A 22,609-nucleotide genomic window follows, 5' to 3' on the forward strand; every position below is an offset into this window, starting at 1 on the left:
AAGAGTTAATTTTTGATTTCAATTACTCCATTTTTATCGCAATAAACTAAGTCAGAAGTTGATTCGTATTGTTTATAGCAACCTTCTGAAGTACTTTGTACTAATAGAAAATTACCTTTATATTTTAAGAATTTTAATTCAAGTCCGCTTTCTGTTTTAATAGTAGTATCTACCTTCACAAATAATGAAGATATTTCTCCATTTTCTTTTTCAATCGATAATTTTGGGTTAGCTGGATCTTCAGTTGTTAAGATATTTCCTTCTTGAAAATTTTGAAAACGGTGCACTTTGATTTTGCCTGAATATTTTTTATCATTTTGTATTAAAGTACCGTTGACATAAATAAAATATGCTGAATCGTAAGCTAGATTTTGAACTCTTACTGGGAAATCATTTTTTTTCAAAGTAACTAATCCATCGATATTACGCTTCATTTCATCTGGCCATAAATTGAACATACTAGCATTTTTTTTAGCAACCTCTAAATACTCTTCTGCTTTTTCCAAGTCTCCACGGAACATCGCAACATTAGTTAAATTTAAATAGATTACTTTGTTATAATCTTTCGCTTTTAATTTTTTATACTCCTTACCAATGAATCCGGTGTAAAATTTCTCTAACTCATCTAAGTAATTATTGTCTAGTGTTTGAGCATCCATTTTACTTAGGAATTCTGTTGTTTTACTATTATAGTCAAGTAGTTCACTAAAATCGTTAACCTTTTCGAAAACACCATATTCAATTCTAATTTCTTTACTTTCAAGTAGTATGTTGTTACTAGAAAGATATCTATAGGCTAAGTCATTTAAATCAGTACTAATGCTTTTAACGAAATTCCCATCCAAATTTGAATTGTGCATTACAGATGGTTTTCCATATTCGTAGATAATTTCATTATTCTTACCTAAAACCAAATATCTAAGATCTCCTTCTAAAGATTTCGTGTTATTTGCACCACTCTTGTGCGAACTTCCGTGCATTCCAATTAAAACTTTTATATCCGGATTTTCTTCGTCCTTTCTAGTGTAATCTTCAATTTTGTTTTTGATTACGTTATTTTCAAAAGTATTGGTTTTTTCATCTGCTAATTTTTTATTCCAACTATCATCTCCTTGTATAACGATATTATAAGTTTTAATATTTTTAAAAAAGTCAGATTTTGGAAACGTCATCACAACTTTTTTCTTTTCTGTTTCCGCTTTCTGTGAAAATGTTACTGTACACAAAAGAAGTGCTACAATTGATACTGCTACTTTGTTCATATTTTGTTTTTTAGCAAATATACTTTAAATTATTTTTTTTAAATTAATACTCATTGCCTTTATTTAAAATAGTCCAATATAATACGCTTGTTTATTCAATTCTTTCCTTCAATATGTTTTTAATTTTCGTAAATTGCACCCTATAAAACGAATAAAAATTACACATGGAATTACAAACCCCTTATATCCCTAAAAATAAAGTAAGAATTGTGACTGCTGCGTCACTTTTTGACGGTCACGATGCTGCGATCAACATTATGCGACGAATTATTCAAGCTACTGGTGTTGAGGTGATTCATCTGGGTCACGATAGAAGTGTTGAAGAAGTTGTAAACACAGCCATTCAAGAAGATGCTAATGCTATTGCGATGACTTCTTATCAAGGAGGACACAACGAGTATTTTAAATACATGCATGATTTGCTTAAGGAAAAAGGAGCAGGTCACATCAAAATATTTGGTGGCGGTGGTGGCGTAATTTTACCTTCCGAAATTGCTGAATTACAAGCTTACGGAATTGAAAGAATTTATGCGCCAGATGATGGTCGTGCCATGGGATTACAAGGAATGATAAACGATTTAGTTGAACGTTCTGATTATCCTATTGGAGATAAATTAACAGGTGAATTATCGCATATTGAAGAGAAAAGTCCAACAGCTATTGCTCGATTAATTTCGGCAGCGGAGAATTTTCCTGAAATTGCAAAAAGTGTTTTTGACCAAATTCACGAACTAAATAAAATTTCAAAAACGCCAGTTCTAGGAATTACGGGAACAGGTGGATCTGGAAAATCATCTTTGGTTGACGAATTAGTTCGCAGGTTTTTAGTTGATTTCCCCGAGAAAACTATTGGATTGATTTCGGTTGACCCATCAAAACGTAAAACAGGTGGAGCGTTGTTAGGCGATAGAATTCGTATGAATGCTATCAATAATTCTAGAGTTTACATGCGTTCATTGGCTACGCGCCAATCAAATTTGGCTTTGTCTAAATATGTTGCTGAGGCGATTCAAGTCTTAAAAGCAGCGAAATATGATTTAATTATCTTAGAAACTTCAGGTATCGGTCAATCAGATACTGAAATTATGGATCATTCCGATGTTGCATTATATGTGATGACGCCAGAATTTGGAGCAGCAACGCAATTGGAAAAAATCGACATGTTAGATTTTGCTGATTTAGTGGCTCTGAATAAATTTGACAAACGTGGTGCTTTAGATGCTATTCGCGATGTAAAAAAACAATACCAACGCAATCATAATTTATGGAATGAGGATACGGCAAACATGCCAATCTTCGGAACTATCGCTTCACAATTCAACGATCCAGGAATGAATACGTTGTATAAATCTATCATGGACAAATTGGTAGAGAAAACGGGAGTTGATTTAAAATCTACTTTTGAAATTACACGTGAAATGAGTGAGAAGATTTATGTAATTCCACCACACAGAACACGTTATTTATCTGAAATCGCTGAAAACAATAGAAAATATGACGAAACGGTACTTTCTCAAGTAGAAGTAGCGCAAAAATTATACGGAATTTTCAAGACGATTCAATCGGTTAATGGTAATTTACCAGAAATCGATAAAGCAGGAATTATTGGCGATTCATTAAACAGAACGGAAGAGAATAAATTATTTTTAGAATTGTTATTACAACAATTTGATAAGATAAAAATGGACTTGGATGCTTACAATTGGGAAGTAATTTTAACTTGGGACGAAAAAGTCAACAAGTATAAAAACCCAATTTATAGTTTTAAAGTGCGTGATAAAGTAATTGAAATTAAAACGCATTCTGAAAGTTTAGCCCATTCTCAAATTCCAAAAATTTCTTTACCAAAGTATCAAGCTTGGGGCGATATTTTAAAATGGAATTTACAAGAAAACGTTCCGGGAGAATTCCCTTTTGCTTCTGGATTATATCCGTTTAAGCGTGAAGGAGAAGATCCAAGTAGAATGTTTGCTGGTGAAGGTGGACCAGAACGTACAAACAAGCGTTTTCATTATGTGAGTGCTGGAATGCCGGCAAAACGTTTGTCAACAGCTTTTGACTCGGTTACTTTATATGGAAATGATCCGCACATTCGTCCTGATATTTATGGGAAAATTGGAAATGCAGGAGTTTCGATTTGTTGTTTAGACGATGCTAAGAAATTATATTCAGGTTTCGATTTGAGTCATCCTTTGACTTCGGTTTCGATGACAATCAACGGACCAGCGCCTATGTTGTTAGGGTTTTTCATGAATGCGGCTATTGACCAAAATTGTGAGAAATACATCGTTGAAAACGGATTAGAAAAAGAAGTTGAAGCGAAAATTGCTACAATTTATAAGAAAAAAGGAACGCCAAGACCAAGTTATCAAGGTGCTTTGCCAGAAAGCAATAATGGTTTAGGTTTGATGCTTTTAGGAGTAACTGGAGATGAGGTTTTACCTTTAGAAATATATCAAGAGATTAAGATTAAAACGTTAACGCAAGTTCGCGGAACCGTTCAAGCCGATATTTTAAAAGAAGATCAAGCGCAGAATACGTGTATTTTCTCAACAGAATTCGCATTAAGATTAATGGGAGATGTTCAAGAATATTTCATCAAACAAAATGTTCGTAATTTCTATTCGGTATCCATTTCGGGGTATCATATTGCTGAAGCAGGAGCGAATCCTATTACACAATTGGCATTTACACTTTCAAACGGATTTACTTATGTAGAATATTACTTAAGCCGAGGAATGAACATCAATGATTTCGGACCTAACTTATCATTCTTCTTCTCAAATGGAGTAGATCCAGAATATGCTGTAATTGGTCGTGTTGCGCGTAAAATTTGGGCGAAAGCTTTAAAAAATAAATACGGAGCGAACGAAAGAGCACAAATGTTGAAATACCACATTCAAACTTCTGGGCGCTCATTACACGCTCAAGAGATTGATTTTAATGACATTCGTACGACTTTACAAGCGTTATATGCAATTTATGATAACTGTAATTCATTACATACCAATGCGTATGACGAAGCAATTACAACGCCGACAGAAGAATCAGTGCGTAGAGCAATGGCAATTCAGTTGATTATCAACAAAGAATTAGGTTTAGCGAAGAACGAAAATCCAATCCAAGGTTCATTTATTATTGAAGAATTAACGGATTTAGTTGAATCAGCAGTTTTAGCTGAATTCGATAGAATTACCGAAAGAGGAGGTGTTTTAGGAGCAATGGAAACTATGTATCAAAGAAGTAAAATTCAAGAAGAATCGTTGTATTATGAAACGTTGAAACATACAGGAGAATTCCCAATTATCGGAGTAAATACCTTCTTAAGCTCTAAAGGTTCGCCAACGGTTATTCCTGCTGAAGTTATTCGTGCAACGGAAGAAGAAAAACAATATCAAATTGATATGTTGACTAATTTACATCATACCAGTGCGGAAAAAGTTGCTGAACATATTGAAATTTTACAAGAAGCGGCAATTAGTAATCAAAATATTTTTGAGAAATTAATGGATGCAACTAAAGTTTGTTCGTTAGGTCAAATAACAAATGCGTTATTTGAAGTTGGCGGACAATACCGAAGAAATATGTAATGTTTCAAAACATAATTAAAAAGAAAGAGACGCTATAATTAGCGTCTCTTTCTTTTTATCAAATAATTAATGCGATTATTTCTTATTAACAACTGCAATTCCACCAATAAACATTGCAAGAGCAACACCTAGGTAAATATAACCGTCTTTCTTTCCTGCTTCATTAGACGCATCAATTTCTAATCCTAATACTTTTACTTCTGCAGTATTGTTTGAAACTTTATTAGCACCTATGTAGCCTACATATAATGAAGCTGCTATTAATACGATTCCGATAATTTTTGTAATATTCATAATATTGTTTGTTTAAGTTTGATACAAATTTAGGCTATCACGCACAGTGTGAGCTTATAAGATTTATTGTATTTGTTATAGAATAGCTATGTGCGAATATGACTCAGAATTGTATGCTATATAAGAATTGAAGAATAATTGCTGTTTTTCATAACATTACAAAAATCAATGCCATTCAAAATAAAGTTAGAAACAAATACGGCATTCCTTCCGCACGATTACAATCCTGGGCTTATTCCAATAACGGAACGTATTTTATTACCATTTGTACACAAAATTGCAATCATGTATTCGTAAAAATTATTAGCCAAGAAATGCAATTCCGAAATTGGAAAATTGGCCGAAAAATATTGGTTGGAAACACCATAACATTTTCCATTTGTTGAATTAGGAAATTTTGTGGTAATGCCAAATCATTTTCACGGGATTTTGATTATTAATAAAACAGATATCGATTCAACCGAACTACCGGCAATCGGTCAATCGCAATTTCAAAACCACGGAAAAAATACCATTTCGTCAATTGTGGGTTCCTATAAATCAATAGTAACAAAAGCATCCCGACAAATAAATCCCAATTTCAGATTGCAACCCCCATTTTACGATCAAATTATTCGCAATGTATATGCCTTTGAAAACATTCAAAATTACATTGCAAACAATCCGGCCAAATGGAAAGAAGATATTTTTAGAAAAGAATAGTAACAAAAAAATCCGACTCTTGCGAAGTCGGATTTTTTAAATTTAATTGTAATATTATTTCAATGTTGAAGGACAAACAAAAGCAGTTAGCGGGACATTCGCGGCTCTAATACCTGAGATTCCTTTTTCCACATTAATCATATTGTGATAACCTCTTGATTTTAAAATCGAAGCCATAATTACCGAACGATAACCACCAGCACAATGTAAAAGGAATTTTTCCTCTTTTGGCACTTCAGCGATTTGTTCGTTTACGTAATCTAATGGAATGTTTATAGCTTTTTCAACGTGTTCTGCTTGAAATTCACTTGGTTTTCTTGCATCGACAACAATTGAATTTTCATATTGTTTGGCAAATTCTTCAGGCGAAATCGAAGTAATAGAATCCGTTTCAAATCCTGCAGCTTTCCATGCTTCAACACCACCTTCTAAATAACCTAAAGTATTGTCAAAACCTACACGAGACAATCTCGTGATCGTTTCTTTTTCCATTCCTTTTGGTGTAATCAATAAAATTGGCTGTTTCGTATCGCGAATCAAAGCACCAACCCAAGGAGCAAATTGCCCATGAAGTCCGATGAATATTGAACTTGGAATGTGTTCTTTTACGAAATCATCTTCATTGCGAACATCTAAAACCAAAGCTTCTGTTTGATTGGCTACCGTTTCAAATGCTTCAGGAGATAATGGCGTATCTGCTTTAGTCATTACAGTATCTAAACTTTCATACCCTTGAATGTTCATCATTACGTTTTGAGGGAAGTAGGCTGGTGGAGGTGTTAAACCGTCCAATAATTCCGCTACAAATTCCTCACGAGTCATGTTGGCTCTTAATGCGTAATTTACTTTCTTTTGGTTCCCCAGAGTATCTGTAGTTTCTTTACTCATATTTTTTCCACAAGCACTTCCGGCACCGTGATTTGGATACACAATTAAATCATCGCTCAAAGGCATAATTTTATTGCGAAGCGAATCAAATAAATGATTAGCTAATACTTCTTGCGTTAAATCTTTTACTAAAGCTTGTGCTAAATCAGGACGACCTACATCACCAATAAATAACGTATCACCCGTAATGATTCCGTGGTCTTTTCCGTTTTCGTCTGTTACTAAATACGTAGTGCTTTCTAACGTATGACCTGGCGTGTGAATTGCTTTAATTGTAACGCCTCCGATTTTAAATTCCTGACCATCAGTTGCGATAATACTTTCGAAACTTGGATTTGCTGTTGGGCCGTAAACAATTTGTGCTCCGGTTTTCTTAGCTAAATCTAAATGACCTGATACGAAATCAGCGTGAAAGTGTGTTTCAAAAATATATTTAATTTTCGCATTAGCATTTGCTGCCTTGTCAATGTAGGGTTGCACTTCTCTTAATGGGTCAAAAATAGCAGCTTCGCCGTTACTTTCTATGTAATAAGCTGCGTGAGCGATACATCCTGTGTAAATTTGTTCTATTTTCATAACTATCTAATTTTCTGTAAAAATACTTCTAACTTGTTGATTTTGATGTAACCTTTGTTACGCTATAAACTCTTTGTAGAGAATGAACATTGCCATTACTAATACAAAATAAGCAAATCCTTTTTTCAATTGGGCTTCGTTTACAAACCTGTTTAGGTAAATTCCGATGAAAATCCCAACAACAGACAAAGATGTAAACGATAACAAAAATTTCCAATCTATATCTATATTTTGGACATCACCCATAAATCCTATCAATGAATTCATAGCCATAATGAATAAGGATGTTCCGATTGCTTTTTTCATGGGTAATTTAGCAAATAAAACTAATGACGGAATAATTAAAAAACCTCCACCAGCACCTACCAAACCTATAATTAAACCTATCATAAAGGTTTGAATAATTAAAAATGTCATTGAAACCACCTTGGGTTCTCCTAAATTCATTTTCTTTTTCTTCAACATTGATAAAGAGGCGAAAATCATAATTACAGCGAAAAACACCATTAGAAAAGTGCTCTTCATTAATAAGAACGGTTGTTCAATAATTACATCCGGAATTACAGGAACTATGAAACGTCTGGTTAAATAGATCGCTGTAAAAGAAGGAACTGCAAATAGAAAACCATTCCTGAAGTCCACTAAATCTTTACGATAGTTTTGAAAAGCACCGAAAACTGATGTTGTCCCTACGATAAAAAGTGAATAGGCTGTAGCGGTAATCGGGTTGAGAAGCATTACATAAACTAAGATAGGAACTGTTAAGATGGAACCACCACCGCCAGTTAGACCTAAAATTAATCCGATGCAAACTGCTCCAATATATCCAAATGTCTCCATTAAAATTGTAATATTTCGATTTTATTTCTGTGTAATTTAATCTTTCCTTTTAATTCCAAAGCTTTTAATAATCGTGAAATTACTACTCTAGAAGTGTGCATTTCATAAGCAATTTCTTGATGCGTGTTATTGATTTCGGTATTGCCTAAAACTTTGGCTTTATCAGTTAAATATTTGTACAAACGTTCGTCCAAATTCATAAAAGCTAACGTATCAATTGCTTCAAGCATTTCCATCAATCGCACATTATAACTATCAAACACGAAATTTCGCCACGTTTTATATTTCGTCAACCAATCTTCCATTTTTTCAACGGGAATCATCAGTAAAGCACCATCGGTTTCGGCAATTGCTCTAATTCTACTTTTCGATTGGCCCATGCAACACGTCAATGTCATCGCACAAGTATCGCCACGTTCTAAGAAATAAAGAAGTAGTTCATCACCATTTTCATCTTCTCTCAAAATTTTTATCGCACCTTTTAATAAGAGTGGCATTGTTTTGATATAATCACCAATTTCAATTAAAAAATCATCGGCTTTAAATTCTCGGTACGAAGCCACTTTTACAATTTCTTCTATAAGCGCTTCTTCAAAAATATAGCCGTAAGATTCCGATAATATGTCTTTCATTTCCATTGATTTCTGTAAAGATACTATTAATCTTTAAAAATCAAATGTTACATTTGTTACTTTAAAACCCAGAGCGTTGAAGATATATACTAAAAATAATTTCCACAAACATACATTTTGCGAGTTTGTAGAGGTGAATTCGACTGAATTACAAACGGTTGAACTGGATTTTAAAAGCAAATCGGGTAGTGGCTATTGTTTCAGTGAAGAAGGCGTTTACCGGATTTCAAATCACTGGGGAAGAGCAGCAAACTGCCGATGGCGTTTAATTTCGGATGTTAAAAGTCCCAATCAGAAAGAAAGAATAGGTTATGCAAAGTGGACCGATTTTTATCCGAATAACGATTTAGACCAACTCTTTTATATTGATGTGAATTTTGATGAAAAAGAAGTAACTTTTCAACATAAAAGCAATCCGAAATATGATGGAATTGCTGTTTTTCGAAATGCTTCGGAAACTTCGAAAATTATTAGACAAATAAAAGAATTGTTGGAAGGCGATCAGTGGACAAAACATTATTATTTTGAAGATATTGAACAAGCTCGAAAAACTACAATACACCAATTAATTAATACTAATATTCCATTAGCAAAATTGAAAATGGAATGGAAAACCAACGAATAATGAACGATACAATTTCGAAAATTAAAAAAGACATTCAATTAATTATTGATGCAATGGCGGTTCAAAATTTTTCTGATGCTAGTATAAAATTAGTTGAAGTTAGTGACGAATTAGACGATTTAATCGATACCACAGACGATGAAGAAACAATGGTAGAAATCGCGAAATACCAAGTATTATTGAATCATTTGCAGATTAAAATGAGTACAAAAGAATAAAGTTATGAATAGAGGCGATGATTTACATCAATTACCGATTTATCAAAAAGCAGAAGAAATTTTCAAATTAACCGAAGCTTTAGTGCGGACGATTCCTGAAGATAATGAATATCTGCAAGAGACTACTTCTAAATTTATGATGGAAGATGCTATGATGCTTTCGCCAAAAATTGCGGGGGCGGAAGGTGTGGGCTTGTATGATATAAAAATGGAAAATGCTGCCATTATCAGAAGATGTGCGCGCCAACTTTATGTTTCTGCCGGAAGTTTACGGTTTGAAGACGATTTCAAAGACAACGAATATGTGGAATTGCTTCGGGCGACGATTGATGAGTTTCGTTTGTTATTTGTGGAATGGGTTGCGGCTTTTGACGAATGGGATTATATCATTGACCGATGGGGATTGTTTAACCCGCCGGGGGTAAACGCTTATGACAAAGATCCGGATGAAGATATTCCGTTTGATGCAACAGAATTCTTCGCAGGATTAGAAGCCTTTCAAAATTTTGATGAGGACGATGAAGATTTGGACGATGACGATGACGATTCAGAAGAAGAATAACTAATTCCCTTGAATTCGGGTGAAGATTTTACCTAATAAAGCTTTTCCATCGCGTTTTGCTTTTGGTGCTTCTTTCGCAATCATTTTTCCTTCCGAATTTGGAACAAATAAATAACTAAAAGCAAATTGAAGGTTTTTAGGATCATCATTTAATAGTCCAAAACGCAAATCATTGAAATATAATTTGTCGTTGTCTTCGCTTACCAGATACCAACCTTCGCTAATTTTCTGCAACTTTTGAAAATCTTCGACTTGGGCCAATTTATCTTCTAAATCGATATTTTTCGGATAGAATTTAAACGAAATGGGTTGGGAATCAAAAAAAGAATAATCACCTAAATAATATCCTTCCGGCGTAGCGATGTTTGCATTCCAAAGAATTGTGTTGAAAGCTGTTGGTTTTACTAGTATTTCGCTGTACGAAATGTTTTGGTTCTCTAATGCATTTTCGAATCTTTGCACGGCTATTAGTTTAACGATACAAGTCAAAAGTAAATACGCCGAACTAATAATTAATCCTCGATTCAAATAAGTTTTTCGGACTAAAAAATCTTTACTTTTCCAAACGAAAATTAATGATATTAATAATGGAACCGTATATAAAGGGTCGATTACAAAGATTGTTTTTAAAGCAAATCGATGTTCCAAAGGCCAAAAGATTTGTGTTCCCCAAGAGGTAAATAAATCCAATAAAACATGAGTTGTTAAACACCAAAAAGCCAACCAAGAAGCGGTTTTAAAACCAATCCTATTTTTCTCTATTTTCGAAATTATTCCGCCTAAAACAGGTGACAGAAATAGAAAAAAGAGCAACGAATGACTCAAACCTCGATGAATGGCAACACCATCGACATCGCTCATAAATTTCCCTATCACAATATCTAAATCGGGGATCGTACCTAAAATGGCCCCGTACAAAAATGTCTTGTTTTGCAGTTTTTTACCAGCAACAATTTCTGCAGTAGCAATACCTAAAACGATTTGAGTAAAAGAATCCATGTGTTTTAATTTATAGTTTATGGCTTAAATAAATGCGTTATTTCGAAATGCTAAATTAGTCATTTTCTTTTGAAACAATTTTGGACGATTTACAAGCATAATTAATTTGGCTCGCCGATTTAGACGATAGTTATCGATTCAACTATTTTATTTCTGATTTATTGAAAAACGTTAGTCCGCTTCGATCCTAAAGAATACCTTGCACCGTAATTTAAGGCGAAGTTACGTTCGCTCGATGCATCAAAAAGCACCCATTATTTACAGTCATAAATCGAATTATCAATTGTAGTAGTCATAGAGTATCAATCTATAAAGCATGAAAGAAAAATTACATTGGAAAAGCTTCCTTTTTGCCACCCTTGTGCTGATTGGAATTTTGTTTTTTCCCGTTTTTGAGGATGAAAAAGTCAATGGAGCGCTCGCTATTTTGATTTTTACCGCTATTTTATGGATTACTGAAGCCATTCCGTTAGCAATGACGGCTTTGTTGATTCCTGTACTTGTTATTATTATGAAAATTGCTACACCAAAAGAAGCGTTTGGCGAATTTTCAAATCCGGTGATCTATTTATTTATGGGTGGTTTTGTTTTAGCAGGTGCTTTATCTGCTCATTCTTTAGACCGATTATTAGCCCATAAACTGCTTTTATTAGCCAAAGGGAATTTTTATAAATCATCTATTTTATTAATGTTTGCCACATCATTAACCGCTTGTTGGGTGAGTAACACGTCCACAGCTGCAATGATGATTCCGTTAGCTTTAGGGATTTTAGCAATAACCGATAGTAAAAAAGCTACGGCCGAAGCCAAATTCTTATTGTTAGGAATTGCGTACGCTGCGAATATTGGAGGAATAGTAACAATGATTGCGAGTCCACCAAATGCCATTGGTGCAGCTTTATTAGGACTTTCATTTTCGGAATGGTTGGTCTACGGTTTACCGATATTTCTAATTACGTTTCCGATAATGGTAATTGTCCTTACAATTTATTTCAAGCCCGATCGTAAAATGTTAGTTCCCACAATCGCTTTACCCGGAAAAAAAAGTCCGAAACGAAATGCGCTTATTGCTATATTTACGTTAACCGTTTTTCTTTGGGTTTTTGATGGCGTTTTAGCTCCGATGTTAGGAATTGAATCGAGTTTTAGTTCGTTAGTGGCAATCTTTTCAATGTTGCTATTATTCGTTTTTAAAGTGATGACGTGGGAGCAAATCTTAAAATCAATTCGTTGGGAAATTTTATTACTTTTTGGTGGTGGACTTACGCTCGGATACATAGTAGAATGCACCGGACTCGGAAGTATCTTAATAAATGACATTATGGAATTAAGTCAGCATGTGCCATTAATCGTATTTTTATGGTTGATTGTTATTGGTTCGATTATTATGACGGAATTCATGAGTAATACCGCAAGTGCGGCTCTGATTTTACCTTTGCTTTATACCTTAGCACAAGCTTCCGGTATTAACCCAATGGTTTTAGTGCTTCCGGCGACAATTGCAGCTTCATTCGGATTTATGATGCCTGTGGGAACGCCGCCGAATGCCATGGTTTATTCTTCAGGCTTTGTGCCGCAGAAAGATATGATGAAAGCAGGATTGGGACTTAATATTATTTTTTCGATTGTGTTGACTTTATTTTTCTACTTTTTCTTTAGGTAGTAAAATAGTAATTAGCAAGTTAAAGTAATTGCTATTCATTGCGAACAACCGACAAGAAACTTATATTTGCTAATGCTTTAAATTTTAAAACACTCCAAATGAAAAAAGAAGAACACAAAATATATATTATTGGTGCCGGAGTAGCGGGATTAATAGCGGCAAAAGTTTTAGAAGATCAAGGTTTTTATCCTACAATTATCGAAGCAACAGATTGCGTTGGCGGTCGTGTGAAAACGGATATTGTGGAGGGTTATCAACTCGACCACGGCTTCCAAGTTTTGTTAACGGCTTATCCTGCAGCTCAAAAATATCTTAATTTTGAAGCGTTGGAATTGCAAGAATTTTTGCCTGGAGCCACTATTTTCAACAAAGGAAAACAGCAAACTATTGGTGATCCCTTACGAGCAATTTCTTTATTACTTCCGACACTTTTTTCTGGAATTGGTACGATTTCCGATAAGTTCAAAATTTTGAAATTGAACACTTTACTGAAGCAAACCAACATGGCTGAAATATTCGCTAAGCCTGAAAAAACGACTAATCAATATTTGGTTGATTTTGGATTTTCGGACGAAATGATTTCGAAATTCTTCCAACCGTTTTTTACAGGAATTTTTCTGGAACCCAATTTAGAAACTTCCAGTAGAATGTTCGAATTTGTCTATAAAATGTTTGGCGAAGGCAATGCAACCATTCCAAAAGCAGGAATAGAAGCCATTCCAATGCAATTAAAAGCCGGTTTAAAACAAACTGAATTTTTATTTAATACCAAAGTAAAGTCGGTGGAAGATGGGAAAATTATCCTTGCTGATGAAACGATTTTAGAAAGCCATTATACCATTTTAGCTACCGATGCAAGTCCGCTTGTAAGTAAGTTGAGAAACCAAGAAGTACTTTGGAAATCTTGTGATACGTTATATTTTGAAACAGACAAACGAGAAATTGATAAGCCGTTGGTTGGTTTGATTGCTGATAAAGACGCCTTGGTAAATAATATACTTTATCATACAAGTGTGGAAACCAAAACATCTGGAGCCAAAGAATTGCTATCGGTTACAATAGTAAAGAAGCACGGATTATTGCCGGAAGCATTACAACAGCAAGTAGCTAAAGAACTAAAACAATATTGTGGTATCGAAACTACGAAATTCATCAAACAGTATTCAATTGCTAAAGCACTTCCAAAATTAGACAACTTACGCTACGAAATGAATCCGTCCGAAACTAAGTTAACTGCAAACATTTTCTTGGCTGGCGATACTCAGTTGAACAGTTCATTAAATGCGGCAATGATTTCGGGAGAAAGAGCAGCGATGGGCGTTTTGGAGGAGATTTTTGCTTGCTAAATAAAAATTAAGGAGTTTATTTATCTTTCGATTTTTTGTTCAGATAATAGTTATAGATTATAAAAGCCCACTTTTCAAAGTGGGCTTTTATAATGTTGATAATTTACTTTTATTAGATACTTTTTAATTAGCAGGAATAGCAACAATATTATTTTCACTTGCACTGTCACCTCCTAAATTTAGAAAATTTGGTACATAAGTATTAGGATAATTTTGTGAAGCGCTTTTTGTAAGATAGTAAGTTTTATCAGCTCCTGTACCATTATTAATAATGATAGCTCCTGTTGCCATTCCAAATGTAGTAGGACCTACTAAAGCGCCAGAAGCTAAATGCCCACCCACTATGTCGGAACTTTGTGTGGTAGTGGCGCCATCAGACCAAGTGAGTCTTACAAAAGTAGCTTGTGAAGCTGATGGCTCTGTAAGTGTCGTAGTTGTTATTAGTATATTGGTGTAAACGATCCACTTGCCTGGCGGAAGTACTATAGTAGTACCTGTGCTTTCTACATATAGACTTGAAGTACCAGAATAACCACTTCCAAATGTTGCAAAAACAGCGGATGTAGAACCGGTATTCTTTTTCCATTTCACTTTGCCACTTTCAATAGATAAAACCTGTCCTTCAACTCCAGCAACATCACTGCCATCGACTATATTTCCATCGAGTCTTGTATTTCCAACCACGTGAAGTGTTTGTGAGGGAGTATCTGTTTTAATTCCTACATTTCCATTATCTTTAATTACAAAAGCAGTATTTGCATCTCTAGTAGCACCAGTAGATTTTGTACCTAATTCTACTCGAGTACTAGTAGGATTGTCTACAAATGCATCGCTCGTTAAATCGCCAGCTACTAATTTAACCCATTTTGAACTAGTAGCATTATAATAATAATACCCCACAGAACTAATATTCGAGGCTTGTCCTGAAAGTGCTCCCGTAGTGATGTTATCTACATAAAGAATAGTAGAATTGGGAACCGCTAGCATGCTTTGCGCTCGTAAACGATCTACTCTGGGAATAAGCAAGCCTTCTACATTAATACTTGAACCAGTAGCATTTGCGGCTAAAATATCTAAACTAGATGCTGGTGAAGTGGTGTTGATGCCTACTTGTGCTGAAACTGTAAGTGTTCCTGAAATAATAAGGGTATAGATAATTTTTTTCATTCTTTTTTTTACAAGACCGATAAACGCACTATAAATATATTTCAAAAAATTAATTTATAATTTATTTTCAGTAATTTGACTTTTTTATTTTTAATGATAATATCAGTATTTCTATAGACAGGCTTGCTAACAAAATGCCTATACTGTGTTAGTGATTTTTTTAATTTGCGGGAATAGCAACAATATTATTTTCACTAAAATTGCGACCTCCTAAACGATCGATATTAGGTTTATATCCAGAACCATAAACGACGTGTTTGTCTTTTGTAAGATAATATGTTTTATTTGCTCCCGTATCATTATTGATAACTATAGATCCCGTTAGCATTCCAAAACGAGAAGGACCTGTTAGCGCTCCAGAGACCAAATATTGGCCAACAATATCGCTACTCTTTGCACCTCCTGAAGTATTAGACCAAGTCATGCTTACCCATATTGATTGATCAGTACCTGGTGCATTTGTAGGTGTTGTTAATAGTAAATTAGTTAGTACAATCCACTTTCCTGGAGGAAGCACTATAACTGTTCCTGTAGGGTTTCTATTATTATCATTCCAAGCTACTTTGTACCCGTCTCCAAAAATAGCAAATACTGCTGGTGTAGCAGCAGTGGTTTTTATCCACTTCAATTTTGTGCCGTCTATCGATAGAACTTCTCCTGTTGCACCGATGGTATTGGTGCCATCAAAAATATTGCCATCTAGTTTCGCATTTCCTGCCACGTGAAGCGCTTGTGAAGGAGTAGCAGTTTTAATTCCTACGTTTCCATCGTCTTTAATTACAAATTCAGTATTGGGATCGCGCGGAGTTCCAGTAGATTTTGAACCTAATTCTACTCGGGTATTTACGGGGTTGTCTATAAAAGCATCATTTGATAAATCACCTGCAATTAATTTAACCCATTTTAAACTAGGTGCATCATAATAATAAAAACCTACAGCATCCATATTAGAAGTTTGGCCAGTAAGCGTTCCTGTTGCACTATTATTTACATAAATTAGTGTAGAGTTAGGTACGTCAACCATGCTTTGTGCTCGTAAACGATCTACTCTAGGAATTAGTAATCCTTCTACCGATGTATTTGAACCAGTAGGATTTTTAGCCACAATATCTAAACTAGCTTCAGGTGAAGTAGTATCGATACCAACTTGAGCATATAAACCTACAGTTCCCAAGACAAATAGTCCTAAAATTACTTTTTTCATAAGTGTTGTATAATTTCGGCAAAGATAATAAATCTCGTTGTAATTTACTAGAAATTAGGCGAAAAAACTAAGGATAATAAGGTCTTTTAACGATTTATCAGTTTTTTTAAAAGTTGAAGTTTTGCATTTTAATTCAATCAAGAAGTAAATATATTTCTAGTTTTTATCATAGTATTTGTATTTTTTAATTGTGAGCATAGTTAATTTATTATCTTCTATTTTATGAAGAATGGTAGGATTGTTCATTATATCATATTCCTTGACAACTTGATTTGAAACAGAGGTTCCGCCAACAATTTTTTTATTCTCTACTGTATTAGTTACTATTTTGATTGCAGTTATTTTATTGTCTTTATATGTTCTTTCAACAGTATTTACATGTTCTATTTTATTTGACTTTGAAACGTTTTTGATGAATTGAAACGCTTTATTCAAACTTATGTAATCTGTAAAAGTATCTTGATTCTCAATATCAATGACTTTATAATGGAAATCGTCTGTCCAGATGTATTTATACTGCTTGTTTGCAACCTCACCCTCATTATCTTCTGTTTTTTCAGTGTAACTAATCTCTTTCCCATTTATTGAATAGATAGTTGTAATGGTCTGAACCAATCCTTCTAATTTGTACTCTCTCTTCATTTGCAAAAGATTTCCTTCTCTATCAAAGTTCATAATTTGTTTGGAAAAAATATTTAATGTGTCTGCAGGTATTTTATTGTCCGTAATTATATACCTGTAAGTGATAAGTTCTTTAATAGGTCCATTAATTGCGAATTCTACTCTATGTGAATAAGAATTTGATTCTTTATTATTTTGAGAATTACAAGTTGTAAATACGAGCAGTGCGATAAGTAATAGTGCGTTTTTTATCATGCTTTTTTGTAAGATTTGTCTTTTAAAAACAAATATAAGTTTTTAATGAGTATTTAATTTATTTCATTTTGATATTTCTCTCGTACTCATTTTGTTGTGGCATTTTAGTTTTAAAAATAACTATGCTACAATATTGGGGCAAAACTTTTGTGGCGTAATGAAGTACCACAATTTTGTAGAAAAATCTTTGCAATGTATTTTATTACCATAAAAATGAAAAAGCATTAATTTTTAAAGAAATACTTTTGATATTTCAAGATGAAGTCACAATGTTACTTGGCATAATGAGAAGTTAATGGTATATGTTCGTGTTGGGCGAACGCAGTCTAAAAGCAAAAAGTAACGTTAAGCTGGCCAATTTGCTTACGGTTGAAAATGATGTTTCACTTTCTAAAAAACAAAAACTAGCACGATTACAACTTCACGAAATTGAAAGCAAGCAAGGAATCCCTTTTTTACTCCAATATAACCTGATTAAGCAGTTCCAAATGCAAAAGGAATTGCTACAAATGCAAGAAAAGTTTCAGGTTGAGGTGAAAACTTTGTATTTTATAAATAACTTTGAAGATGAAAGTTTACCACAGTCTATTGGAGAGGTTTTAAAAATTATGACAATGAAAATTTTAGAAATTAGCAGATTAATAGAAATTCAAGAGTTGAATAAAGTAAAAATTTTTATTTTAAATTTAATAGAAGTTTTACTTAATTCAATTAATGATTGGCCAAATTCAATTGGAAGATTATGAATTAGAAGTTCGAAATGTCATTGGGGACGAAGTAACACGTAAAAGCTTAGAATTATTTTTATCAAATGTTGATTTATCCGATAATGCTTGGCAGGCGGAATCATTAAGTCAACTTTTAGATATTTTTAATTTTTACGATAAAGAAATTTCACTCAATGAAATATTAGTAGATTTAAAACAAAAATTGGAAGACGAGAAATTAATATAGTTGAATTGCTTTTAAGATGAGTAGTAACTTGTTACTATATGCTTCCCAATAAAAAATAATGTAATAATGAAAAAACTTATAATAATTTCTTTTTCTCTTTTAATAATATTCGTATTAATTTTATTTTTTTTAAAAAGAAAAGAAATTTCAAGAAAAATTGCTGCAGAGGATCTTACCATTTATCTTTATTTTGATTCATATTCTAGGCAATTTGGATATCCTGATAATAAAGTCAGTTTCCAAAAATTTATCAACTATTATGAACAAGTAAACAAAAAAAAGAGTAAAGTTTGGAGTTATGAATATGAATTAATTTCAAGCGAGGATAGTGTAAAGATAAATTTAAAATCTTTTTATTTTTATAATAATCCATCTATTTTAAAATTTGCAAAATTAAAATAGCATTGATTTGAATAAATTTATAAACATTGATGTTCTCTTGTTTTACAGTTTCTCCCCCGCTACCGCGTGAATCCTTTCGTGTTGTTTTAAGTTATAAAGTGTAATGGAAAAGAAAATAGGAGTATAAAATATCATCACGCAGAATATCAATGTTGTACAATTACGTGAAGAGTTTACAGGAAATGGAATGCCAGAAAATAATATTTTTTATTTCCATTCAAAAAACTAAGGCATTGGTAGTTACATAACGACAGTAAACGAAAAAATTTCACAAAATGTGGAATACATCCCATGTAAATCTCTTTTTTATTGTTTTTTTTGAGTCGTTGCATCTCGTAAATTCGATGTGGACGAGTTTGAGTCGAAGAACGTGCTAGATATTTTAAAACACCTTATCTTTATAACGGTAAAGAGTTAGACAGAGAAATACGAAGTATTCGCGAAGACAAAAACGAACAAATAAAAAAGTTAAGCAAACAAATTTAAGTTATTATGGCGCAAGGTACCTTGACATGAAAACTAGTTTATGGTTGAATGTTGATCCGCTGGCGGAGAAAATGATTAATCTTGGAGCATATGTTTACTGTTTTAATAATCCAATAAATTTAACTGATCCTACCGGTATGGAGCCTGATGACATTGTTGCTTTTAACATGAAAGGGCAAGAAACGTCACGTATTAAATCAGATACAGAATTTAAAACATATGTTCAAAAAGATGATGGAACAAAAGAAAAAGCAGCGATGCCTAATGTTATCACAAAGAAAAGAGAAGCTGTTACAACAGCTCCAAAATATCAGCAACATGCTTATGAGATTGTTGCACATACCTATATTTTTAATGAGAATAAGAATAATGGTACAACACCAAAACATACTAATGGATATTTAATTGATAACTCAAGTTCGGTGCCTGATTTAGACTCAACACTTGTTAAGGCAATTATAATGAGAGAAACAAATATGGGAACTTCAAATGTAACACTTAGTAAAAACAGTTCCTTTTCGGATATTATGCAATCAAATGTTTATTACAGTGCAACTTCAAATGACTGGGATGACTCTAAAATACAATTTGGATTATCAAAAAACAGAACACCTTCTCCAAGTCTTAGTATAAAGGCGGGTATTGGAATTTTTTATCAAAAAGGACTTACTACAAAAGTAGGAAAAACTACTTGGACAGGAGGTGCAAATTGGGAAAATGCAACTCAACAATATAATGGTAAATTTAAAAATTATTCCAAAAATGTTTTTGAAATGAAAGATAATGCAATCAAGCCAACAATCACAAACTATACTAAACCATGAAAACCAAGATAATTATATATTTTTTATTTCTATCACTCATGCCGAGTTGTAATAAAATAAGCAAGAATAAAATTGATGGCAGTAAAGAAAACAAATTTATAAATCATGCTGATACAATAAATAAAAGCGGAAATATTAATGATTCTTTTACACTTATTAAAGAAGATAAATTTTGCTCAATTGTGAATAAAAAAAATGAAGATGATGATTTGTTTTTAAGCGAATTTATATTTTATTTTAAAAAAGTTAATATAAATCAAAATGAGCTTAATAATGAGAAAAATTATCAAATTATTTTACAGAAATCTAATGTTTCTGAGCTCCCGGAGTATTATTTTAAAAAAGAATATCATACTTTTTCACTCATAAATAAAGAGATTAAAGATTATGGTAAATGTTACATCGCAGAGTATTATTTTAATGACGCATTAGGCTATATGCAATCAAAATTTTATGTGATTGTAAATGTTGATAAAAGTGAAATTTCCATTTGGAATTTTGACAACTTAAAAGTAGCAAAAAAAGGATTAGAATGTGATTTTAATGTTAGAGGAAAACATACTATTTACAATTTTGTTTACTCAAAAGAATGCGAGAAATTTATTTTATTATGAATTGGCCCGATGGCGCAGGCTTGTAGATAATCATTAGCGCAGGTGTTTACCCGTGCCCATAAAGTTGAGCAACTAAACAAAGGAAATAAGTAAAAGAAAACCTAGCAAATAGACTGCCCCCAAAAGTTAGACACTATTTTTGGGTATTTTTTAATTAACATACTCTTCAATATTACTTTACGATTTGGAAAACATATTAAACCAACCGATGTACAAGCGAGAGAAGGATTTGTACGAAATGGAATCCCAGAGAAAGACGTTTTCTATTTCCACTCAAAATAATCAGGCAGTAGTAATTACATTACAACGGTAAACGGACAAATTTCACAACACGTTGAATATGTTGTCTTTAACTCCCTTTTTTATTGTTTTTTGGAGTCGTTGCATCGTAAAATCGATGTGGAGAAGTTTTATTCGAAGAACATGCTAGTTCGTTTAAAACACCTTACATTTATAGCGGTAAAGAGTTAGATAGAGAAATACGAAGTATTCGCGAAGGCAAAAACGAACAAATAAAAAAGTTGAGTAAACAAATTTAAGTTACTAAGGTGCAAGGTTTTGGATTTGAAAACCAGTTTGTGGTTGAATGTGGATCCGCTGGCGGAAAAGTTTTCACATGTTGGATGTTATGTTTATGTGTTCAATAATCCTATAAATTTGATCGATCCTGATGGCAGGGATATAATAGGCGTTTTTGATAAAAAAAGAGGGACGTTATCAATAGTTGACCTTGACCATTATAAGAAAAGCTTGCCGTCAAAAGTAGTGTCTCCAAAAGATTATGTGTATGGAGGTATACGAGATAAAAAAGGAAATTTAACACACAATCAAACTTTGGAATATGAAAATGTGTTTAGTGGAGGTGAGAGCGATAAAAATGGAAATCTTGCAAGAGGTTCACAAAACGATCCTGGTCAAAGCCTACTGCGAGTGGCGATTACGATTTAAATGAATAAGAAGGTGGCGGTGGTCGGTATAAAGTTGACCCAATTGGAGAATCAAGATATGTCGTTAAACATCAAGTACAAAAAAACGCATATTTCGAAACAAGATATGCATATCGCCTTCATTTATTCGAGCTAAGTCATGGCTGTTATACCAGTTTGTGATCCAAAACGAACACGAGCCGCTGCATGGAGCGTATTAGGTAACATTTTAAAACACACCTCAAAAACTACATTTCCTAAACGAGAAGGAAGGCAAAAGTATATTCAATCAACAATGTGTTTAAAGTATGGTAAAATTATAATCAAAGTTACTACAGATAAAGTAAAAGAAATAAAGTAAAAAAAATAAATATGAAAAGGATGACAATGCTTTTTATTATTGTTACTGAATTATTGATTTCGTGTAACAATTATAACTGTACTAGTAAATTTGGGTTTGAATTAGATTCCCATTTATTCTCCAGTATAAAAGTTAATGGGAACACATATTGCGAACTTGTGAACGGAGCTTTTCTTGGAGATGAATTGTGCATAGCAAATCTTTTAAAAGTGGATGTAAAAGACTTCGCATCTTATCAACATGGAGCTGTTTTAATTGAATTAATAGATAAAATAGGTGAAGTTGATTTTTTAAATAAAACAGCAATACTTTCTAGAAAAGAGAAGAAAAACATATATTATTCAATAAAAGCTGGCTTAGAATTCATCCCTAATATTAAGTATCATAAAAAGCATTTACATAGTATTTTCCCATTAATTTCAAAAAAATTAAATTTACTCTAGTGCAAGCTTCGCTAACCCGATGTCTTGTACTAAAATAAGCTTGCACAAGATTTTGAAAATATGGAAAGATATTCGAGAGTGCGTAGTTAGAAATGGCAATCTATCAATGCCCACTACCACATAAATCATTTCGCGTGTTTCTAGATTATACAGAG

General features: G+C 33.1%; 23 protein-coding genes. 14 read left to right on the forward strand and 9 right to left on the reverse strand.

All coding sequences use genetic code 11. The annotated features are described in order from the left end of the window. Positions 1-5 precede the first annotated feature (5 nt). A complete protein-coding gene (locus ACFSX9_RS00255) occupies positions 6-1,262 on the reverse strand; it encodes a hypothetical protein (protein WP_379802927.1) in 1,257 nt (418 codons plus the stop codon). 164 nt (positions 1,263-1,426) lie between these two features. Between ACFSX9_RS00255 and ACFSX9_RS00260 the strand changes: the two genes are divergently transcribed. Next, positions 1,427-4,852, forward strand: a complete 3,426-nt coding sequence (locus ACFSX9_RS00260) for a methylmalonyl-CoA mutase family protein (protein WP_379802929.1) — start codon at positions 1,427-1,429, stop codon at positions 4,850-4,852. Positions 4,853-4,927: 75 nt separating this feature from the next. Here ACFSX9_RS00260 and ACFSX9_RS00265 read toward each other — a convergent pair whose 3' ends face one another. Further along, the gene (locus ACFSX9_RS00265) at positions 4,928-5,146 is read right to left on the reverse strand and encodes a hypothetical protein (RefSeq protein WP_379802932.1); all 219 of its coding nucleotides are present in this window, start codon (positions 5,144-5,146) and stop codon (positions 4,928-4,930) included. 405 nt (positions 5,147-5,551) lie between these two features. Here ACFSX9_RS00265 and ACFSX9_RS00270 point away from each other — a divergent pair, with 405 nt between their 5' ends. After that, positions 5,552-5,848 carry a hypothetical protein gene (locus ACFSX9_RS00270; protein ID WP_379802934.1) on the forward strand — a complete coding sequence of 99 codons (297 nt, stop codon included), beginning with the start codon at positions 5,552-5,554 and terminating at the stop codon, positions 5,846-5,848. A 54-nt stretch (positions 5,849-5,902) separates the two neighbouring features. On the opposite strand, the gene ACFSX9_RS00275 is transcribed toward ACFSX9_RS00270, so the two are convergent. Genes ACFSX9_RS00275 through ACFSX9_RS00285 form a run of 3 tightly spaced genes read right to left on the reverse strand, consistent with a single transcriptional unit; the run spans position 5,903 to position 8,784 of the window. After that, complete coding sequence (locus ACFSX9_RS00275; RefSeq protein WP_379802936.1) at positions 5,903-7,312, reverse strand: MBL fold metallo-hydrolase; 1,410 nt, start codon at positions 7,310-7,312, stop codon at positions 5,903-5,905. A gap of 57 nt (positions 7,313-7,369) precedes the next feature. Then, positions 7,370-8,152 carry a sulfite exporter TauE/SafE family protein gene (locus tag ACFSX9_RS00280; RefSeq protein ID WP_379802939.1) on the reverse strand — a complete coding sequence of 261 codons (783 nt, stop codon included), beginning with the start codon at positions 8,150-8,152 and terminating at the stop codon, positions 7,370-7,372. After that, on the reverse strand, positions 8,152-8,784 hold the full coding sequence (locus tag ACFSX9_RS00285) for a Crp/Fnr family transcriptional regulator (protein WP_379802941.1): 633 nt from the start codon (positions 8,782-8,784) through the stop codon (positions 8,152-8,154). The genes ACFSX9_RS00280 and ACFSX9_RS00285 overlap by 1 nt, the downstream gene beginning before the upstream one ends. Before the next feature lie 76 nt (positions 8,785-8,860). Between ACFSX9_RS00285 and ACFSX9_RS00290 the strand changes: the two genes are divergently transcribed. The 3 genes from ACFSX9_RS00290 to ACFSX9_RS00300 are packed head-to-tail and all read left to right on the forward strand — an operon-like array spanning position 8,861 to position 10,189. Beyond that, positions 8,861-9,409, forward strand: coding sequence for a hypothetical protein (locus ACFSX9_RS00290; protein ID WP_379802943.1), 549 nt, complete (start codon positions 8,861-8,863; stop codon positions 9,407-9,409). Then, positions 9,409-9,627: a hypothetical protein gene (locus ACFSX9_RS00295; protein WP_379802945.1), complete on the forward strand. Its 219-nt coding sequence runs from the start codon at positions 9,409-9,411 to the stop codon at positions 9,625-9,627. Before ACFSX9_RS00290 ends, ACFSX9_RS00295 begins: the two co-directional genes overlap by 1 nt. Positions 9,628-9,631: 4 nt before the next feature. After that, complete coding sequence (locus tag ACFSX9_RS00300) at positions 9,632-10,189, forward strand: hypothetical protein (protein WP_379802947.1); 558 nt, start codon at positions 9,632-9,634, stop codon at positions 10,187-10,189. On the opposite strand, the gene ACFSX9_RS00305 is transcribed toward ACFSX9_RS00300, so the two are convergent. After that, positions 10,190-11,188 (reverse strand): metal-dependent hydrolase, encoded by a 999-nt coding sequence (locus ACFSX9_RS00305; RefSeq protein ID WP_379802949.1) that lies wholly within the window; start codon positions 11,186-11,188, stop codon positions 10,190-10,192. Positions 11,189-11,504: 316 nt separating this feature from the next. Here ACFSX9_RS00305 and ACFSX9_RS00310 point away from each other — a divergent pair, with 316 nt between their 5' ends. Together ACFSX9_RS00310 and ACFSX9_RS00315 are read left to right on the forward strand one after the other, a co-directional pair. Then, positions 11,505-12,851: an SLC13 family permease gene (locus tag ACFSX9_RS00310; protein ID WP_379802951.1), complete on the forward strand. Its 1,347-nt coding sequence runs from the start codon at positions 11,505-11,507 to the stop codon at positions 12,849-12,851. Positions 12,852-12,949: 98 nt separating this feature from the next. Next, positions 12,950-14,197, forward strand: coding sequence for an FAD-dependent oxidoreductase (locus ACFSX9_RS00315; RefSeq protein ID WP_379802953.1), 1,248 nt, complete (start codon positions 12,950-12,952; stop codon positions 14,195-14,197). A 123-nt stretch (positions 14,198-14,320) separates the two neighbouring features. On the opposite strand, the gene ACFSX9_RS00320 is transcribed toward ACFSX9_RS00315, so the two are convergent. From ACFSX9_RS00320 to ACFSX9_RS00330, 3 genes are all read right to left on the reverse strand, one after another. Further along, positions 14,321-15,364, reverse strand: a complete 1,044-nt coding sequence (locus tag ACFSX9_RS00320; RefSeq protein WP_379802955.1) for a hypothetical protein — start codon at positions 15,362-15,364, stop codon at positions 14,321-14,323. 160 nt (positions 15,365-15,524) lie between these two features. Next, positions 15,525-16,568 (reverse strand): hypothetical protein, encoded by a 1,044-nt coding sequence (locus ACFSX9_RS00325; RefSeq protein WP_379802957.1) that lies wholly within the window; start codon positions 16,566-16,568, stop codon positions 15,525-15,527. 156 nt (positions 16,569-16,724) lie between these two features. Beyond that, on the reverse strand, positions 16,725-17,243 hold the full coding sequence (locus tag ACFSX9_RS00330; RefSeq protein WP_379802959.1) for a hypothetical protein: 519 nt from the start codon (positions 17,241-17,243) through the stop codon (positions 16,725-16,727). Positions 17,244-17,803: 560 nt separating this feature from the next. On the opposite strand from ACFSX9_RS00330, the gene ACFSX9_RS00335 reads away from it, so the two are divergent. The 7 genes from ACFSX9_RS00335 (at position 17,804) to ACFSX9_RS00365 (ending at position 22,454) form a co-directional block, all read left to right on the forward strand. Beyond that, positions 17,804-18,190: a hypothetical protein gene (locus ACFSX9_RS00335; RefSeq protein ID WP_379802961.1), complete on the forward strand. Its 387-nt coding sequence runs from the start codon at positions 17,804-17,806 to the stop codon at positions 18,188-18,190. After that, positions 18,159-18,398, forward strand: coding sequence for a hypothetical protein (locus tag ACFSX9_RS00340; protein ID WP_379802963.1), 240 nt, complete (start codon positions 18,159-18,161; stop codon positions 18,396-18,398). The genes ACFSX9_RS00335 and ACFSX9_RS00340 overlap by 32 nt, the downstream gene beginning before the upstream one ends. Positions 18,399-18,464: 66 nt before the next feature. Further along, positions 18,465-18,800, forward strand: a complete 336-nt coding sequence (locus ACFSX9_RS00345) for a hypothetical protein (RefSeq protein WP_379802965.1) — start codon at positions 18,465-18,467, stop codon at positions 18,798-18,800. 512 nt (positions 18,801-19,312) lie between these two features. Further along, positions 19,313-20,110, forward strand: a complete 798-nt coding sequence (locus tag ACFSX9_RS00350; protein WP_379802967.1) for an RHS repeat-associated core domain-containing protein — start codon at positions 19,313-19,315, stop codon at positions 20,108-20,110. Then, a complete protein-coding gene (locus ACFSX9_RS00355; RefSeq protein WP_379802970.1) occupies positions 20,107-20,724 on the forward strand; it encodes a hypothetical protein in 618 nt (205 codons plus the stop codon). Before ACFSX9_RS00350 ends, ACFSX9_RS00355 begins: the two co-directional genes overlap by 4 nt. 564 nt (positions 20,725-21,288) lie before the next feature. Further along, a complete protein-coding gene (locus tag ACFSX9_RS00360) occupies positions 21,289-21,672 on the forward strand; it encodes a hypothetical protein (protein ID WP_379802972.1) in 384 nt (127 codons plus the stop codon). Positions 21,673-22,022: 350 nt separating this feature from the next. Next, positions 22,023-22,454, forward strand: a complete 432-nt coding sequence (locus tag ACFSX9_RS00365) for a hypothetical protein (RefSeq protein ID WP_379802975.1) — start codon at positions 22,023-22,025, stop codon at positions 22,452-22,454. Positions 22,455-22,609: the final 155 nt, after the last annotated feature.

The organism is Flavobacterium ardleyense, assembly GCF_042686085.1.
GTDB classification, from domain to species: Bacteria; Bacteroidota; Bacteroidia; order Flavobacteriales; family Flavobacteriaceae; genus Flavobacterium; species Flavobacterium ardleyense.

Excerpts from the sequence above, each read along its gene's own strand:
- ACFSX9_RS00255 (WP_379802927.1), bottom strand. The coding sequence starts at position 1,262 with ATGAACAAAGTAGCAGTATCAATTGTAGCACTTCTTTTGTGTACAGTA.
- ACFSX9_RS00260 (WP_379802929.1), top strand. The coding sequence starts at position 1,427 with ATGGAATTACAAACCCCTTATATCCCTAAAAATAAAGTAAGAATTGTG.
- ACFSX9_RS00265 (WP_379802932.1), bottom strand. The coding sequence starts at position 5,146 with ATGAATATTACAAAAATTATCGGAATCGTATTAATAGCAGCTTCATTA.
- ACFSX9_RS00270 (WP_379802934.1), top strand. The coding sequence starts at position 5,552 with ATGCCAAATCATTTTCACGGGATTTTGATTATTAATAAAACAGATATC.
- ACFSX9_RS00275 (WP_379802936.1), bottom strand. The coding sequence starts at position 7,312 with ATGAAAATAGAACAAATTTACACAGGATGTATCGCTCACGCAGCTTAT.
- ACFSX9_RS00280 (WP_379802939.1), bottom strand. The coding sequence starts at position 8,152 with ATGGAGACATTTGGATATATTGGAGCAGTTTGCATCGGATTAATTTTA.
- ACFSX9_RS00285 (WP_379802941.1), bottom strand. The coding sequence starts at position 8,784 with ATGAAAGACATATTATCGGAATCTTACGGCTATATTTTTGAAGAAGCG.
- ACFSX9_RS00295 (WP_379802945.1), top strand. The coding sequence starts at position 9,409 with ATGAACGATACAATTTCGAAAATTAAAAAAGACATTCAATTAATTATT.
- ACFSX9_RS00300 (WP_379802947.1), top strand. The coding sequence starts at position 9,632 with ATGAATAGAGGCGATGATTTACATCAATTACCGATTTATCAAAAAGCA.
- ACFSX9_RS00305 (WP_379802949.1), bottom strand. The coding sequence starts at position 11,188 with ATGGATTCTTTTACTCAAATCGTTTTAGGTATTGCTACTGCAGAAATT.
- ACFSX9_RS00310 (WP_379802951.1), top strand. The coding sequence starts at position 11,505 with ATGAAAGAAAAATTACATTGGAAAAGCTTCCTTTTTGCCACCCTTGTG.
- ACFSX9_RS00315 (WP_379802953.1), top strand. The coding sequence starts at position 12,950 with ATGAAAAAAGAAGAACACAAAATATATATTATTGGTGCCGGAGTAGCG.
- ACFSX9_RS00320 (WP_379802955.1), bottom strand. The coding sequence starts at position 15,364 with ATGAAAAAAATTATCTATACCCTTATTATTTCAGGAACACTTACAGTT.
- ACFSX9_RS00325 (WP_379802957.1), bottom strand. The coding sequence starts at position 16,568 with ATGAAAAAAGTAATTTTAGGACTATTTGTCTTGGGAACTGTAGGTTTA.
- ACFSX9_RS00330 (WP_379802959.1), bottom strand. The coding sequence starts at position 17,243 with ATGAACTTTGATAGAGAAGGAAATCTTTTGCAAATGAAGAGAGAGTAC.
- ACFSX9_RS00340 (WP_379802963.1), top strand. The coding sequence starts at position 18,159 with ATGATTGGCCAAATTCAATTGGAAGATTATGAATTAGAAGTTCGAAAT.
- ACFSX9_RS00345 (WP_379802965.1), top strand. The coding sequence starts at position 18,465 with ATGAAAAAACTTATAATAATTTCTTTTTCTCTTTTAATAATATTCGTA.
- ACFSX9_RS00350 (WP_379802967.1), top strand. The coding sequence starts at position 19,313 with ATGAAAACTAGTTTATGGTTGAATGTTGATCCGCTGGCGGAGAAAATG.
- ACFSX9_RS00355 (WP_379802970.1), top strand. The coding sequence starts at position 20,107 with ATGAAAACCAAGATAATTATATATTTTTTATTTCTATCACTCATGCCG.
- ACFSX9_RS00365 (WP_379802975.1), top strand. The coding sequence starts at position 22,023 with ATGAAAAGGATGACAATGCTTTTTATTATTGTTACTGAATTATTGATT.